Raw genomic sequence first — 13923 nt, 5'->3', positions numbered from 1 at the left:
AACAGATGATGGGAGATGGGTTCGTGTTCATCGAGATCGTGATCTTCGCGATGATCGCGGCCTTCCTCGTTTATCGGCTGCGCAGCGTCTTGGGCCGCCGGACGGGGGAGGAGCGTCAGCGCCCCAACCCGTTCACCCCCGCCGCCAGCACCGCGAAGCCCGACAATGTCGTGCCGCTGCCGGAGCGCAATCGGCCGCGTCCTGATGTCGCAGTCTCTCCGGACGAGCCGCTGTCGCTGGCCGCGTCCATCGAACAAATCCGCGCCGCCGACCCGACCTTCGACGAAAAGCATTTTCTGGAAGGCTCCAAGGCTGCTTTCGCCATGATCGTCGATGCCTTCGCCCGCGGCGACACCGCGACGCTTCGCCCGCTGCTGGCCGACGATGTGTACGAGAGCTTCGCCCGCGTCATCCGCGACCGCCAGGCCGCCGGCGAGCAGCACGAGGCCCGTATCGAGTTCGTGCGCGAGGCCGAGGTGGTGGAAGCGAGGCTGGATGCCGGCCGCACCGCCTTCGTCACCGTCCGTCTGGTCACCGATCAGGTCAATGTGGTGCGCGACCGCGACGGCACCGTCATCGATGGCGATCCCAAGGCGCTGGTGGAGAACGTCGACGTCTGGACCTTCGCCCGCAACATCCGCTCGCGCGACCCGAACTGGTCGCTGGTCGAGGTGCGGCCGGTTCAGTGATCGGACGACAGCCAGTAATGAACTCCCGTCATCGGACCGGTTTCAGCGCCATCGCCCTCTTCGGGGCGGTGGCGTTGCTGTTTTCAGCCTGTACACCGAAGGATGAAGCGAAGCGGGAAGAGGCCAAGCCGCCGCCCGACGCCCTTACCCTGGCGCCACTCACTTTCGCCGATCTGCCGGGGTGGCGGAGCGATCCGGTCGCCCAGGCGATACCGGCGCTCGCCCGCTCCTGCGCCCGATTCAGGACGCAGCCGGCGGAGCGGCCGGTCGGGCCGAACGGGGTGGCCGGCACCATCGGCGACTGGCAGGGCCCTTGCGCCCAATTGGCGGATCTGCCGCCCGGCGACGATGCCGCCCGCGCCTTCTTCGAAGCCAACTTCACCCCCTACGCGGCCGGAAACAACGGGACGCGGGAGGGGCTGTTCACCGGCTATTACGAAGCCGAGCTGGAGGGCAGCCGCCGGCCGGATCCGGCCTATGCCGTGCCGCTCTATCGCCGGCCGGCCGATCTGGTGATGGTCGATCTCGGCGATTTCTCCGACCGCTGGCGGGGGGAGCGCACTGCCGGCCGGGTGGTCGACGGCCGGTTGAAGCCCTATGAGGACCGCGCAGCCATCGTCGCCGGCTCGCTCAAGGGCAAGGGTCTGGAACTGGTCTGGGTGAAGGACCCTATCGGCGCCTTCTTCCTGCAGATCCAGGGGTCGGGCCGGATCCGTATGGCCGACGGCGGCGAGATGCGCGTCGGCTATGCCGCCCAGAACGGCCACAAATACGTCGCCATCGGCAAGGAGCTGATCGACCGAGGCGCGCTGAAGCGGGAGGAGGTGTCGCTCCAGACCATCCGTGCCTGGCTGCTCGCCAATCCCGACCAGGCGGCAGCGGTTATGAACGTCAACCCGTCCTACGTCTTCTTCCAGCCGCTGACCGGCGACGGTCCCAATGGCGCCCAGGGCGTGGCCCTGACGCCGGGGCGCAGTCTGGCGGTGGACTCCAAGTTCATGCCCTACGGCGCACCGGTCTGGCTGGATGCCGAGGATCCAGTCGACGGCCGGCAGCGGTTGCAGCGGCTGCTGATCGCCCAGGACACCGGCGGCGCCATCCGCGGGCCGGTGCGCGGCGACGTCTTCTGGGGCCACGGCGCGGAGGCGGAGCAGAAGGCGGGGGTGATGAAGAGCCGCGGCACCTATGCGCTGCTGCTGCCGAAGAGCGTGAAGGTGGCGGCAGGCGGGTAGGGGAATGTTTCACGTGAAGCGGGGTGATGGTTTTCGTGGCTACGTTAGACCCCCACCTAACCTCCCCCGCTCTCAGCGGACCTATGGTCCGCCTGTCGCGTCAGCACAAAGCGGAGCTTTGTGCGAGAGCTGGGCGGGGGAGGGATTGCCGCCAATCTTTCGACGGGCACTCTCCTGCATCAGCACAAGTCTCCTCCCTCGCCCAGCGGGGGAGGATTAAGGTGGGGGTCTAGCTCCGCAACGCCCCACACCCTCACAGAATGAACTTCGACAGATCCGCGTTCTTCGCCAGTCCGCCGACCCTCTCGCGCACCAGGGCGGCATCGATGGTGATGGTCTCGCCGGCGCGGTCGCTGGCGGCGAAGCTGATTTCCTCCAGCAGGCGCTCCAGAACCGTGTGCAGGCGCCGCGCGCCGATGTTCTCGACGGAGCTGTTGATCTCCGCCGCCAGCCGCGCCAACTCGTCGATGCTGTCGTCGGTGAAGACCAGATCGACCTCCTCCGTCTTCATCAACGCCTTGTACTGGCGGATCAGGCTGGCTTCCGGCTCGGTCAGGATACGCTTGAAGTCGTCCTGGCTCAGCGCCTTCAGCTCGACGCGGATCGGCAGGCGGCCCTGCAGTTCGGGCAGCAGGTCCGACGGCTTGGCGATGTGGAAGGCGCCCGACGCGATGAACAGGATATGGTCGGTCTTCACCGGGCCGTGCTTGGTCGACACCGTCGTGCCTTCGATCAGCGGCAGCAGGTCGCGCTGAACGCCCTCGCGGCTGACGTCGGCGCCGCGCGCGTCCGAGCGGGCGGAGATCTTGTCGATCTCGTCCAGGAAGACGATGCCGTTCTGCTCGACCGCGCGGATCGCCTCCGCCACCACCTTCTCCTGGTCCAGCAGCTTGTCGGACTCCTCGGCCATCAGCACGCCGTGGCTCTCGGACACGGTCATGCGGCGGGTTTTGGTCCGGCCGCCCATCATCTTCCCGAACATGTCGTTCAGGTTCAGCATGCCCATCTGCGCGCCCGGCATGCCGGGAATGTCGAAGGTCGGCATGTTGCCGGCGCCGGTGTCGGCCACCTGGACTTCGATCTCCTTGTCGTTCAGCGTGCCCTCGCGCAGCATCTTGCGGAACTTGGCGCGCGTGTCGGCACTGGCGCTGTCGCCGCACAGCGCGTCGAGAACGCGTTCCTCGGCGCGCAACTCGGCCTTGGCGGCGACCTCCTTGCGCAGCCGCTCGCGGGTCAGGCCGATGGCGGCCTCTACCAGATCGCGGACGATCTGCTCCACGTCGCGGCCGACATAGCCGACTTCCGTGAACTTGGTGGCCTCCACCTTCAGGAAGGGAGCCTGGGCCAGCTTGGCGAGGCGGCGGGCGATCTCGGTCTTGCCGACGCCGGTCGGGCCGATCATCAGGATGTTCTTCGGCAGCACCTCTTCCCGCAGGCCTTCGGGCAGCTGCTGCCGGCGCCAGCGGTTGCGCAGCGCGATGGCGACCGCGCGCTTGGCGTCGTTCTGGCCGACGATGTAGCGGTCGAGCTCGGAGACGATCTCGCGCGGGCTGAAGGCGGCGGTGTCGGCGGACACGGAAGCGGTCTGAATCGTCATGGCGCTCACAGCTTTTCCAGGGTGACGTTTTCGTTGGTGTAGACGCAGATGCCGGCGGCGATCTTCATCGCCTTGCGCGCCACGGCTTCCGCATCCATCCCGTCGATGTCGATCAGCGCGCGCGCCGCCGACAGGGCATAGGACCCGCCGGAGCCGATGCCGATCAGCCCATCTTCCGGTTCCAGCACGTCGCCGTTGCCGGTCAGCACCAGGCTGACGGACTTGTCGGCCACCGCCATCATCGCCTCCAGCCGGCGCAGGTAGCGGTCGGTACGCCAATCCTTGGCCATCTCCACGCAGGCGCGGGTCAGCTGGCCGGGATACTGCTCCAGCTTGCCTTCCAGCCGCTCGAACAGGGTCAGCGCGTCGGCGGTGGCACCGGCGAAGCCCGCCATCACCGTGCCGCCGGCCAGCCAGCGGACCTTGCGCGCATTGGCCTTCATCACCGTCTGGCCGACCGAGACCTGCCCGTCGCCGGCGATCACCACCTGACCGTTCTTGCGCACGGACAGGATGGTGGTGCCGTGCCATTGGATGGGATCGTGTGGATTGGACGCTGGATAGGTCATGCGCAAACCATGCTGGAAAAGGGGAGCCGCCCGCCATCCCGGAAAGGCGCACCATCACAGGGCGCAAGTCCCTGGAGCCGCGGCGGCAGGGCATCCGGTCTATGTGGGAGGGGCGCGGTCCCCGTCAAGAACATCGCCGTCAAGCTCCCCATCCTCCGCCGATGGATCGGCCCAGGGGTCGGCCCATGGATCGGCCCAAGGATCGGACTGACTGCCGCGGCCCAGCCGGTTCCGTTCCGCCTTCCAAGCGGTGTTGCGGCCCATTCGATCCTGCTTGGATGGCGGAGAAGATGCGCTTGGCGCGGCCGGAACCGGGCCTGCCAGATCCGGGTCTGCTGGATCCGCCCCCAGCCGGTCGAGCAGCGGACCGATCGCCAGGAACTCGACCAGCCCCGCCGGTGTGGCGACTGAACGACTGGCGGCCGGCGCCACGCCGACCAGCCTGCCGTCGCCATCCAGCAGCGGATCGCCGGCCTCCGTCACCGCCGTGAACAGGGCGGCGGAGCCCAGATCCGCCTGGATCAGCGCGGCACCGGGGTTCTCCGCAGAGTGCAGGCTGCCGACGATCCCCTCGATCTCCTTGCCCCGTCCGCCCGGGATCGCCCGCACCGGTTCGCTGACGCGCAAGGTCCGGGTGCGGACGGGAAGGGCGGTCAGCCGCGCCGGCACCCTCACCAATGCGAAGCCGCTCGCCGCATCGCGCCCGACCACCCAGCCGGTCAGTTCCACCCCGCGCGCCGGCCGGACGGTGACGGTGGGGTCGGATCCGGGGAGGGGAGCCAGCAGCACCGCCTGCACCTCGCCCGGCACATCGGTCTCGCCGATGACGAACCCGTGGGAAACTCCCGACGACCCTCCGACCGCCACCCGCGCCGACGCGACCCGGCCGGACCCGGATCCGGTCCGCAGCAGAAGCCGTCCCGCCGCCGGCAATTGGGAGGCCCGGTCCGGCACGAGAGAACCGACTGCTGGAGCCAGGGGGATGGGCCCGGATCCGGGTGGCGTTGTCGTGGAAATCGTCGCCGCCGTAGCCGCCGTAGCGGGCAGGGTGCCGCCCGACAGCAGGTTGCGGAATCCCGCGTCGGCGGCGAGCGCCTCCACTGCGGCGGCGAATGCCTCCTCCATCAACATGGTATCGCCCTGGGGCACGGCGCGCTCCTGCGTCGTCACGCCGGTGGTGACGAGGCGGTGGACCAGCCCGCCTCCGCGCGTGTCGTAGACTGTCCATTCCACCTTGACGCTGCCGGTGCCGGAACTGCCCTTGCTGCTGCCGGTCAGCCAGTTGACGCGGTTGCACAGCTCCAGCTGTACGTCCCGCAGGTCGCCCTGCACGGTGAAGCGGGCGCGGCTGCGGTTGCCGTCGGGGCTGTCGGGACCGCCGGGCCGTCCAACCACGTCGAAGCCGGCGGCGGTCATCACCTCGGCAAACCGCTCCTCGAAGGTGGAGCCGCGGCGCATGTTGACGCCGCTGGTCCAATAGACGTCGTCATAGGGTGGGGCACAGTCGATGCCCCAGACATGGCGGCCGATCTGCATCCCACGCCGCATCGACCCGATCGCCAGTTCGCCGAAGCGGAAGGGTGCGGTGGTCCCGGCGGCGACCGGCGGCGCGGCTTTGCCGGCCTGCGGAGGCGGGGACATGCCGCCGCAGCCGGCCGGCGGCAGGCCGAGAAGGAGCAGCAATGCTGCGACGAAAGGGCGCGGGAGGGTCGTCATAAGCGAATATGCACGCAGGAAGTGTATAGAACTGTACCCCGCACACCATCGTAGGACAATCGTCGGAATGGACAGGCCGCGCATCAATCGTGCCGGATGCTGGCGCGCAGGGATGCTTCCTGCTACAAAACCGCCATGGACCAGACCCCCATCAACGGCGGCCGCCGCGCCTCGATCGAGCGGAACACAACCGAGACCCGGATCCGGGTCGCGCTGAACCTTGACGGCACCGGCGTCTACGACGTCAAGACGGGGGTCGGCTTCCTCGACCACATGCTGGAACAGCTGTCGCGGCATAGCCTGATGGACCTGACGGTCCTGGCCGACGGCGACCTGCACATCGATTACCACCACACGACCGAGGACACCGGCATCGCCATCGGCATGGCGGTGGCGAAGGCGCTGGGCGACCGCAAGGGCATCCAGCGCTACGGCCATTCCTATGTCCCGATGGACGAGACGCTGACGCGGGTGGCGCTGGACTTCTCCAACCGGCCCTATCTGATCTGGAAGGTGAACTTCACCCGCGACAAGATCGGCGATTTCGACACCGAGCTGTTCCGCGAGTGGTTCCAGGCCTTCGCCATGGCCGCCGGCGTGACGCTGCACGTCGAAAACCTGTATGGCGAGAACAACCACCATATCGTGGAAAGCTGCTACAAGGCGCTTGCCCGCGCGCTGCGCGCCGGGGTGGAGATCGACCCGCGCAAGCGCGATGCGGTGCCCTCCACCAAGGGCACGCTCGGCGGATCGCTCTGACGGCGGGGACCCCGGTCCAACCAAAAGCCCCCTCCGCCGTCCTATCGGAAGGTTTGTCACGTCCATGGAAACGGTCGCGCTGATCGATTACGGCTCCGGCAACCTGCGCTCCGCCGCCAAGGCGATCGAGCGCGCGGCCGGCGAAGCCGAAGCCTCCTACACTGTCCTCGTCACCTCCGACGCCGATGCGGTCCGCCGGGCCGACCGCGTGGTGTTGCCGGGCGTCGGCGCCTTCGCCGACTGCAAGCGCGGCCTGTCGGAAGTGCCGGGCATGCTCGACGCGCTGGAAGAGGTGGTGCACCGCCGCGGCCGGCCCTTCCTGGGCATCTGCGTCGGCATGCAGCTGATGGCCGAACGCGGCCGCGAATATGGCGTGACCGAGGGGCTGGGCTGGATCCGGGGCGAGGTGGTGAAGCTGGAGCCGGCGGATCCGGCGCTGAAAATCCCCCATATGGGCTGGAACGAACTGAACATCCGCCATCCGCACCCGGTCCTGGCCGGTCTGCCGGAGGGCTCTCATGCCTATTTCGTCCATTCCTACCAGTTCAAGCTGGCCGATCCCGACACGCTGATCGCGTCGGCCGACTATGGCGGCCCCTTCGCTGCGGTGGTCGGGCGCGACAATCTGGTCGGCACCCAGTTCCATCCGGAGAAGAGCCAAGCGACCGGTCTGGCGCTGATCGCCAACTTCCTGCGTTGGAAGGTCTAACGCGATGGCCGAGATCGCCATCGACAAGGTCGATGCGCTGAAGACCGCCGACCTGCACGACCTGTGCGACGCGGCCGACGACGCCATCCGCGCCGGCGGCGGCTTCGGCTGGGTCGAGCCGCCGCCGCGCGACGTGATGGAGCGGTTCTGGAAAGGCGTGCTGGTGGTGCCGGAACGGGTGCTGTTCGTCGCCCGCCTGGACGGGGTGGTGGCCGGATCCGCCCAGCTGGTCAAGCCGCCGCGCAACAACGAGGCGCAGGCCCACGCCGCCCAGCTGACCACCAGCTTCGTCGCCCCCTGGGCGCGCGGCCACGGGCTTGCCCGCCGGCTGACCATGGCGGTGGTGGACGAAGCCTGTGCCGCAGGTTTCCAGGTGCTGAACCTGGACGTCCGCGTGACGCAGGAGGCCGCCATCGCGCTTTATGAATCGCTCGGCTTCAGGCGCTGGGGAACCCATCCCTTCTATGCGCTGGTGCAGGGCAAGCCGCTCGCCGGCCATTTCTACTGCAAAGACCTCCAGCCTGCCCACCAGCCGCCAGCCTTTTAACCGCCAGCAACGCCATAGGAAGACGCCAGCGATGATCATCTACCCCGCCATCGACCTCAAGGACGGTGCCTGCGTCCGCCTGCTGCGCGGCGAGATGAGCCAGGCCACGGTCTTCAACACCGATCCCGGCGAACAGGCCCGCCTGTTCCAGAGCCAGGGCTTCGAATGGCTGCATCTGGTCGACCTCAACGGCGCCTTCGAAGGCAAGCCGGTGAACGGCGCCGCGGTCGAGAGCATCCTGAAATCCGTCACCATCCCGGTGCAGTTGGGCGGCGGCATCCGCGATCTGAACACCATCGGGATGTGGCTGGAAAAGGGCGTCAGCCGCGTCATCCTGGGCACGGTGGCGCTGCGCGATCCCGATCTGGTGAAGACTGCCTGCCGTGAGTTCCCGGGTAAGGTCGCCGTCGGCATCGACGCCCGCGAAGGCTATGTCGCCGTGGCCGGCTGGGCCGAGACCTCCGACATCAAGGCGCTGGATCTGGCGCTGAAGTTCGAGGATTGCGGCGTCGCCGCCATCATCTACACCGATATCAACCGCGACGGCGCCATGGGCGGCGTCAACGTGGAATCGACCTCCGACCTCGCCTACCATCTGACCACCCCGGTGATCGCGTCGGGCGGCGTGTCGTCGATCGACGACCTCAAGGCCCTGAAGATCGAAGAGGACGCCGGGATCGAAGGCGTGATCTGCGGCCGCGCGCTGTACGATGGCCGGATCGACCCCAAGGAGGCGCTGGCCCTGCTCTCCGCCACCGCCGTCGAGGACGCCGACTGATGCTGAAGATGCGTGTCATCCCCTGCCTGGACGTCAAGGACGGCCGGGTGGTGAAGGGGGTCAACTTCGTCGATCTGGTCGATGCCGGCGACCCGGTGGAACAGGCCCGCGTCTATGACCGCGAAGGCGCCGACGAGCTGACCTTCCTCGATATCACCGCCAGCCATGAGAACCGCGACACCATCTTCGACGTGGTGCGGCGGACGGCGGAGCAGGTCTTCATGCCGCTGACCGTCGGCGGCGGCGTGCGCACGGTGGACGACATCCGCAAGCTGCTGCTGGCCGGCGCCGACAAGGTGTCGATCAACACCGCGGCGATCCACCGCCCCGACTTCGTGCGCGAGGGCGCGGAGAAGTTCGGTGCGCAGTGCATCGTCGTCGCCATCGACGCCAAGAAGGTCGCGCCAGGCAAGTGGGAGGTCTTCACCCATGGCGGCCGCAACGCCACCGGCATCGATGCGGTGGACTGGGCCAAGCGGATGGAATCTCTGGGAGCCGGCGAAATCCTGCTGACCTCGATGGACCGCGACGGCACCAAGAGCGGCTTCGACCTGGAGCTGACGCGCACCGTGGCGGACTCGATCCGCATTCCGGTGATCGCGTCCGGCGGCGTCGGCACGCTCGACCATCTGGTGGAGGGCATCCGCGAGGGCCACGCCACCGCGGTGCTCGCCGCCTCGATCTTCCACTTCGGCACCTACACCATCGGTCAGGCCAAGGCGGCGCTGAGTGCCGCCGGCATCCCGGTGCGCCCGGCCCGGGCGTTGGAGACGGCGAATGGGTGACAAGAAGTCGGCCGAAAAGGCGGCGGAGAGATCCGCAGAGAAGGCGCCGGCCCCGCTGGGCGCCGAGGTGCTCGACCGGCTGTTCGTCACCGTCCAGGGCCGCAAGGGCGCCGATCCGGAGACCTCCTACACCGCGAAGCTCTACAGCCGCGGCACCGCCAAGATCGCCCAGAAGGTGGGCGAGGAGGCGGTGGAGGCGATCCTGGAGGCGGTGCGCGGCGACAAGGCGGCGCTGGCCGCGGAATCCGCCGACCTGCTTTATCACCTGCTGGTGCTGTGGGCCGACCTGGGGCTGGATCCGGCGGAGGTCTGGATCAAGCTCGCCCAGCGCGAGGGCACCAGCGGCATCGACGAGAAGAAGTCCCGCAAAGCCTGAGCGGGATTCCCCACCAAGAGGACGTACGCGATGGCCAAGAGCTATGACGACAGCAACGTGTTCGCCCGCATCCTGCGCGGCGAAATCCCGTGCAAGAAGGTGTTTGAGTCCGAGCACGCGCTCGCCTTCCACGACATCGACCCGCAGACGCCGACCCATGTGCTGGTGATCCCCAAGGGCGCCTACATCGACATGGACGACTTCACCGCCAAGGCGTCGGAGGCCGAGATCGCCGGCCTGTTCCGCGCGGTGGGCGAGGTCGCCCGCATGGTGGGCGCCGACGGCCCCGGCTACCGCATTCTGTCCAACTGCGGCGAGGCCGCGCACCAGGAAGTGCCCCACCTGCACATCCACCTGTTCGCCGGGCGCGACCTGGGGCGGATGATCGGGAAGGCTTGAGGGGAGTTAAACCCCCACCCTAACCCTCCCCCGCTCTCAGCGGACCTACGGTCCGCCTGCCGCGTCAGAACAAAGCGTAGCTTTGTGCGAGAGCTGGGCGGGGGAGGGGATAAGGGCTTGTTCGGGAAGGCGGCGGCAGTCCCTCCCCTGCGAAGCGGGGGAGGTTAGGTGGGGGCAATCGCCAGCCGACACCCCCACAACGCCATCACCGCCGCCGCACCCCCATCCTGCGCCGTGTGCCCTTCTTCGGCTGCACCGCGTCCAGGATCGCCAGGATCGCGTCGATCCGTTCCTCGTCCAGGTCGCCGATGCGTTCCGACAGAAGATTCGCCAGCTCCGTCGCTTTCGCGCTCAAGCCCGCGGTGTCGACCGTCACGCGGGGATGGGACAGATCCGCCAGCCGTTCCAACTCCTCCGCATCATCCCAGATGATGCCGAAATAGGCGCAGATCTGCCGGACCAGCTGGGGCGAGGGCTGGCCGCGCTTGCCGTGCTCCAGGGCCGACAGATAGGCGGACGAAATGGACAGGTCCGTCGCCATCTGCTTCAACGTCACGCCCCTGGCGTCGCGCAGCGACCGGACCCGTTCGCCGAACGGGGTCATGGGTAGTCCCTGAGTGTTTGGGACTCAGTCCTTACGGTCGCGCCGCCGTTTGATCAAGACATACAGCGCGCCGTCGCCGCCGTCCTTGGGCCGGGCCGGCTGGATCGCCAGAACCATCGGGCGCAGGGCCGGATCCGCCAGCCAGCGGGGCGTTGCCTGACGCAGGACACCCAGCCCGCCGAAGCTGCCTTTGCCGGTGATGACGAGGATGCAGCGCCGCCCCTCGTTCCAGGCACGATGGACGAAGGAGGCGAGTGCCGTGTGCGCCTGCGCCTGGGTCATGCCGTGCAGGTCGATCCGGCCGTCGATTTCCAGCTCGCCGCGGCGGAAGCGGTCGCCGGTGCGGCGGTCGATGTTGGCGGTGGAGCCCGGTGTCAGCGGCGGATGGGGGGCGCGGACCGGCCGGGGCGGGGAGGGGTGCTGCCTTGCGGTCGGCGGCGGGGCGAGGCTGGTGGCCACCGGTTCCTCCACCAACTCCGCCATGGTCGCCACCGGTTCCGGCTCCGCCTCGATCTGCTTGCCCGGCATCGGTTCGGCGTCGCGCATGGCGAGCCGCCACAAGCGCCGCTCGTCGGGCGTGGGCAGTCGTCTGCGGGTCATCGGCGCGGAACCTTCTGCGGAAAGGAAAAAGGGCGGTGCCGACGGATAAAGCCCGTCGGCCCGCCCCTGTCAATGTGTGTTGCCGCAACGCGAAAGAAAAGGCGCCGGGAGAAATGGAAGGGGGCAGGCGGAAAGCCTCAGCCGCCCGCCTTCAACGCGTCCAAACGCCCCTTCAACAGCGTGTATTCCGGATCGCTCGGCTTGAACTGGGCGATCAGCTTGCCCCAATGGGCGGCGGCCTCGTCCCGCCGGCCCGACATCATGGCGTCGAGGCCGAGCAGCCACAGCGCGTCCTTGTTCTCCGGCTCCGCCTTCAGCGCCAGCCGCAGGGCGGAGGTCGCCTCCTCCGGTAGGGGCTTGGGCGTCTCATTGCGCGGCTGGGTCTGCAGGACGGCATTGGCGTAGACCACCTGCACGTCGGCGCGGTCCGGTGCCCGCTCCCGCGCCTTGCGGGCCGCGTCCAGCGCCTTCTCCGGCTCGCCCAGCACCCCGTAGGAGCGGGCGAGCCTCAGCCAGCCTTCGACGTCCGACGGGTCGGCGTCCAGCTTGGCGGCGAGCCCTGCGACCATGCCGCGGATCATCTCGTCCTGGTTCTGCCCCTCGGCCGCCTGCCCGTTCTGCCCTTGGCTTGCCACGGGACCGGCGGGCTTCTGCTCGGCCGGCAGCGGCTGCGGCGTCACCTTGGCCGGATCCATGTCCAGCGCAATCGCGGCCTCGCGGATCTGGTCGCGCAAGACCGGGACCCAGGGCGCGTCGGCCGGCGATTCCGCCATAAGCGCGCTCCAGCGGTCGAGAGCGTCCTTGCGGTCGCCGGCCTGATAGCGGGCGAGCGCCGCGAAGAAGCGGGCGCGCGGGTCCTTCGGCTCCTTCGCCAGCACGGTGTCGAAGGCCTTCACAGCCTCTTCCCCGACCATGCCGTCATTGGCCGACACCAGCGTCTCGCCGAACAGGCCCTGCAGCTCCACATCGTCCCCGTTCAAGGCGACGGCGCGGCGCAGGGCGTCCGCCGCGTCGGCATTGCGGCCCATCTTGGCATAGGCTTGACCCAGGATCAGCCAGCCCTGCAGGTCGTTCGGATTCTCCGCCAGCTGCGCCTTCAGCTTGTCCATCGCCGCCAGCACGGTCTTGGGCGGACCGCCGCGTTCCTGTTCAAGGTTGCGCGACGCCAGCGGCTGCGCCGGCAGATCCGGCCGGCCATAAAGACCATAGACGCTGAGCGCGCCCAGCGGCAGCATCAGCGCCAGCAACACAGCCAGCACACGTGCGCTGCGCGGGGCCGCGGGGGTTGCGGCGGAACCGCTTTTCTCGGCGGTCGCCAGCATGCGCCGCGCGATCTCCGCCTTGGCGGCCTCGGCCTGGGCGTCGTTGATCAGGCCGCGCGCGCGGTCGCGCTCCAGCTCGTCCAGCTGGTCGCGGTAGACCTCGCGGTCGAAGGCGTCACGGTCGGGAGCGGCGGCACCGGACCGCAGCAGCGGCGGCACGATCAGCAGCAGCACGGCCGCGGTCAGGACGGCGGCGAGAATCCAGAACAGCATCAGTCGTCTTTCCGCAGCAGGGCATCCAGCCGCCGCCGCTCATCCGCGCTCAGGGGAGCGGTGTCGGCGCCGGCGGCCACACCCCGCCGCCCGCGCAGGAACAGGAAGGTGCCGATCGCCCCCAGCAGCAGCACGGCGAAGGGGCCGATCCACAGCACCAGCGTGGTCGCCTTGAATGGCGGGCGCAGCAGCACATAGTCGCCGTAACGGTCGGTGACGTACTCCATCACCTTCGCATCGCTGTCGCCGGCCTGCAGCCGGTCGCGCACCAGAACGCGCAGGTCGCGAGCGAGCGGCGCGTTGCTGTCGTCGATCGACTGGTTCTGGCAGACCAGACAGCGCAGCTCCTGGCTGATGGCGCGGGCGCGGGATTCCAGCGCCGGGTCCGGCAGAACCTCTTCGGGCTGGACGGCCAGGGCGGGGGTCAGCGCCGATACGGTCAGCGACAGCGCCAGCAGAGCGGTAAGAAGGGCGCGTTTCATCAGCCCTGCCTCAGATGCTTGACCATGGGGAGAAGCTGCTCCTCCACCACCTGTGGGGTCAGCGGGCCGACATGCTTGAAGCGGATGCGGCCCTGGCGGTCGATCAGGTAGCTTTCCGGCACGCCGTATACGCCCCAGTCGATCGACACCCGGCCGTCCTGGTCGGCGCCGATGGCGGCATAGGGGTTGCCGTTGCGGGCCAGCCAAGTCAGCGCGTCCTCCGGCTTGTCCTTGTAGTTGATGCCGAAGACCGTCACCCCCTGCTCGCGCGACAGACGGGTGATGACGGGATGCTCCGCCTTGCAGGGGATGCACCAGGAGGCGAAGACGTTCACCAGCGTCACATCGCCGGTCAGCCTGGCCGAGGACAGGCCGCCCGTCGCCGGCTGACCCGGAATGGCCGGCAGGTCGAAGGTCGGCGCCGGCTTGTCGATCAGGGCCGACGGGATGTCGCGCGGGTCGCGCTGGAACCCCAGGTAGAAGGCGACACCCACCCCGATGAACAGCAGGAAGGGCAGCAGGTACAGAAGGCGGCGCATGATGTCT

General features: G+C 68.6%; 17 protein-coding genes. 9 read left to right on the top strand and 8 right to left on the bottom strand.

Annotated features, from left to right (window positions below; translation table 11 throughout):
- The first annotated feature begins 8 nt into the window (after window positions 1–8).
- Window positions 9–689, top strand: coding sequence for a Tim44/TimA family putative adaptor protein (locus J2Y49_RS00490; protein ID WP_310110826.1), 681 nt, complete (start codon window positions 9–11; stop codon window positions 687–689).
- A 17-nt stretch (window positions 690–706) separates the two neighbouring features.
- On the top strand, window positions 707–1921 hold the full coding sequence (locus tag J2Y49_RS00485) for a murein transglycosylase A (protein ID WP_310110823.1): 1215 nt from the start codon (window positions 707–709) through the stop codon (window positions 1919–1921).
- Window positions 1922–2174: 253 nt separating this feature from the next.
- Here the strand turns inward: J2Y49_RS00485 and hslU are convergent, their stop codons facing one another.
- The 3 genes from hslU to J2Y49_RS00470 all read right to left on the bottom strand — a co-directional run bounded on the left by hslU (window position 2175) and on the right by J2Y49_RS00470 (window position 5803).
- Window positions 2175–3518, bottom strand: a complete 1344-nt coding sequence (gene hslU, locus J2Y49_RS00480; RefSeq protein WP_310110819.1) for an ATP-dependent protease ATPase subunit HslU — start codon at window positions 3516–3518, stop codon at window positions 2175–2177.
- Window positions 3519–3523: 5 nt separating this feature from the next.
- On the bottom strand, window positions 3524–4087 hold the full coding sequence (gene hslV / locus J2Y49_RS00475; protein ID WP_014249186.1) for an ATP-dependent protease subunit HslV: 564 nt from the start codon (window positions 4085–4087) through the stop codon (window positions 3524–3526).
- 99 nt (window positions 4088–4186) lie between these two features.
- Entirely contained in the window at window positions 4187–5803 is a 1617-nt protein-coding gene (locus J2Y49_RS00470) for a S1C family serine protease (RefSeq protein WP_310110814.1), read from the bottom strand.
- 135 nt (window positions 5804–5938) lie between these two features.
- Between J2Y49_RS00470 and hisB the strand changes: the two genes are divergently transcribed.
- The 7 genes from hisB (at window position 5939) to J2Y49_RS00435 (ending at window position 10156) form a co-directional block, all read left to right on the top strand.
- The gene (gene hisB, locus J2Y49_RS00465) at window positions 5939–6562 is read left to right on the top strand and encodes an imidazoleglycerol-phosphate dehydratase HisB (RefSeq protein ID WP_044550958.1); all 624 of its coding nucleotides are present in this window, start codon (window positions 5939–5941) and stop codon (window positions 6560–6562) included.
- Between the two features lie 64 nt (window positions 6563–6626).
- Window positions 6627–7271 (top strand): imidazole glycerol phosphate synthase subunit HisH, encoded by a 645-nt coding sequence (gene hisH, locus J2Y49_RS00460; RefSeq protein ID WP_310110798.1) that lies wholly within the window; start codon window positions 6627–6629, stop codon window positions 7269–7271.
- Between the two features lie 4 nt (window positions 7272–7275).
- Window positions 7276–7818, top strand: coding sequence for a GNAT family N-acetyltransferase (locus tag J2Y49_RS00455; protein ID WP_310110795.1), 543 nt, complete (start codon window positions 7276–7278; stop codon window positions 7816–7818).
- A gap of 31 nt (window positions 7819–7849) precedes the next feature.
- Window positions 7850–8596 (top strand): 1-(5-phosphoribosyl)-5-[(5-phosphoribosylamino)methylideneamino]imidazole-4-carboxamide isomerase, encoded by a 747-nt coding sequence (gene hisA / locus J2Y49_RS00450; RefSeq protein WP_310110791.1) that lies wholly within the window; start codon window positions 7850–7852, stop codon window positions 8594–8596.
- Entirely contained in the window at window positions 8596–9381 is a 786-nt protein-coding gene (hisF, locus tag J2Y49_RS00445) for an imidazole glycerol phosphate synthase subunit HisF (protein ID WP_310110789.1), read from the top strand. The genes hisA and hisF overlap by 1 nt, the downstream gene beginning before the upstream one ends.
- Complete coding sequence (locus tag J2Y49_RS00440) at window positions 9374–9757, top strand: phosphoribosyl-ATP diphosphatase (protein WP_310110786.1); 384 nt, start codon at window positions 9374–9376, stop codon at window positions 9755–9757. The genes hisF and J2Y49_RS00440 overlap by 8 nt, the downstream gene beginning before the upstream one ends.
- A 30-nt stretch (window positions 9758–9787) precedes the next feature.
- Window positions 9788–10156 (top strand): histidine triad nucleotide-binding protein, encoded by a 369-nt coding sequence (locus tag J2Y49_RS00435; protein ID WP_310110783.1) that lies wholly within the window; start codon window positions 9788–9790, stop codon window positions 10154–10156.
- A gap of 205 nt (window positions 10157–10361) precedes the next feature.
- On the opposite strand, the gene J2Y49_RS00430 is transcribed toward J2Y49_RS00435, so the two are convergent.
- The 5 genes from J2Y49_RS00430 to J2Y49_RS00410 all read right to left on the bottom strand — a co-directional run bounded on the left by J2Y49_RS00430 (window position 10362) and on the right by J2Y49_RS00410 (window position 13916).
- Window positions 10362–10760 (bottom strand): helix-turn-helix transcriptional regulator, encoded by a 399-nt coding sequence (locus J2Y49_RS00430; RefSeq protein ID WP_310110781.1) that lies wholly within the window; start codon window positions 10758–10760, stop codon window positions 10362–10364.
- Between the two features lie 24 nt (window positions 10761–10784).
- Entirely contained in the window at window positions 10785–11360 is a 576-nt protein-coding gene (locus tag J2Y49_RS00425; RefSeq protein ID WP_310110778.1) for a Smr/MutS family protein, read from the bottom strand.
- Between the two features lie 137 nt (window positions 11361–11497).
- On the bottom strand, window positions 11498–12895 hold the full coding sequence (gene ccmI / locus J2Y49_RS00420; RefSeq protein WP_310110775.1) for a c-type cytochrome biogenesis protein CcmI: 1398 nt from the start codon (window positions 12893–12895) through the stop codon (window positions 11498–11500).
- Window positions 12895–13377, bottom strand: a complete 483-nt coding sequence (locus tag J2Y49_RS00415; RefSeq protein WP_310110772.1) for a cytochrome c-type biogenesis protein — start codon at window positions 13375–13377, stop codon at window positions 12895–12897. The genes ccmI and J2Y49_RS00415 overlap by 1 nt, the downstream gene beginning before the upstream one ends.
- Complete coding sequence (locus J2Y49_RS00410) at window positions 13377–13916, bottom strand: DsbE family thiol:disulfide interchange protein (RefSeq protein WP_310110770.1); 540 nt, start codon at window positions 13914–13916, stop codon at window positions 13377–13379. Before J2Y49_RS00410 ends, J2Y49_RS00415 begins: the two co-directional genes overlap by 1 nt.
- Window positions 13917–13923 lie beyond the last annotated feature (7 nt).

It is taken from the genome of Azospirillum sp. BE72 (genome assembly GCF_031455875.1).
Taxonomy (GTDB): Bacteria; Pseudomonadota; Alphaproteobacteria; order Azospirillales; family Azospirillaceae; genus Azospirillum.
This window is presented reverse-complemented; position numbering and strand designations above follow the sequence as displayed.

Coding starts and splice junctions, on each gene's coding strand:
- J2Y49_RS00490 (WP_310110826.1), top strand. CDS start 9: ATGGGAGATGGGTTCGTGTTCATCGAGATCGTGATCTTCGCGATGATC.
- J2Y49_RS00485 (WP_310110823.1), top strand. CDS start 707: ATGAACTCCCGTCATCGGACCGGTTTCAGCGCCATCGCCCTCTTCGGG.
- hslU (WP_310110819.1), bottom strand. CDS start 3,518: ATGACGATTCAGACCGCTTCCGTGTCCGCCGACACCGCCGCCTTCAGC.
- hslV (WP_014249186.1), bottom strand. CDS start 4,087: ATGACCTATCCAGCGTCCAATCCACACGATCCCATCCAATGGCACGGC.
- J2Y49_RS00470 (WP_310110814.1), bottom strand. CDS start 5,803: ATGACGACCCTCCCGCGCCCTTTCGTCGCAGCATTGCTGCTCCTTCTC.
- hisB (WP_044550958.1), top strand. CDS start 5,939: ATGGACCAGACCCCCATCAACGGCGGCCGCCGCGCCTCGATCGAGCGG.
- hisH (WP_310110798.1), top strand. CDS start 6,627: ATGGAAACGGTCGCGCTGATCGATTACGGCTCCGGCAACCTGCGCTCC.
- J2Y49_RS00455 (WP_310110795.1), top strand. CDS start 7,276: ATGGCCGAGATCGCCATCGACAAGGTCGATGCGCTGAAGACCGCCGAC.
- hisA (WP_310110791.1), top strand. CDS start 7,850: ATGATCATCTACCCCGCCATCGACCTCAAGGACGGTGCCTGCGTCCGC.
- hisF (WP_310110789.1), top strand. CDS start 8,596: ATGCTGAAGATGCGTGTCATCCCCTGCCTGGACGTCAAGGACGGCCGG.
- J2Y49_RS00440 (WP_310110786.1), top strand. CDS start 9,374: ATGGGTGACAAGAAGTCGGCCGAAAAGGCGGCGGAGAGATCCGCAGAG.
- J2Y49_RS00435 (WP_310110783.1), top strand. CDS start 9,788: ATGGCCAAGAGCTATGACGACAGCAACGTGTTCGCCCGCATCCTGCGC.
- J2Y49_RS00430 (WP_310110781.1), bottom strand. CDS start 10,760: ATGACCCCGTTCGGCGAACGGGTCCGGTCGCTGCGCGACGCCAGGGGC.
- J2Y49_RS00425 (WP_310110778.1), bottom strand. CDS start 11,360: ATGACCCGCAGACGACTGCCCACGCCCGACGAGCGGCGCTTGTGGCGG.
- ccmI (WP_310110775.1), bottom strand. CDS start 12,895: ATGCTGTTCTGGATTCTCGCCGCCGTCCTGACCGCGGCCGTGCTGCTG.
- J2Y49_RS00415 (WP_310110772.1), bottom strand. CDS start 13,377: ATGAAACGCGCCCTTCTTACCGCTCTGCTGGCGCTGTCGCTGACCGTA.
- J2Y49_RS00410 (WP_310110770.1), bottom strand. CDS start 13,916: ATGCGCCGCCTTCTGTACCTGCTGCCCTTCCTGCTGTTCATCGGGGTG.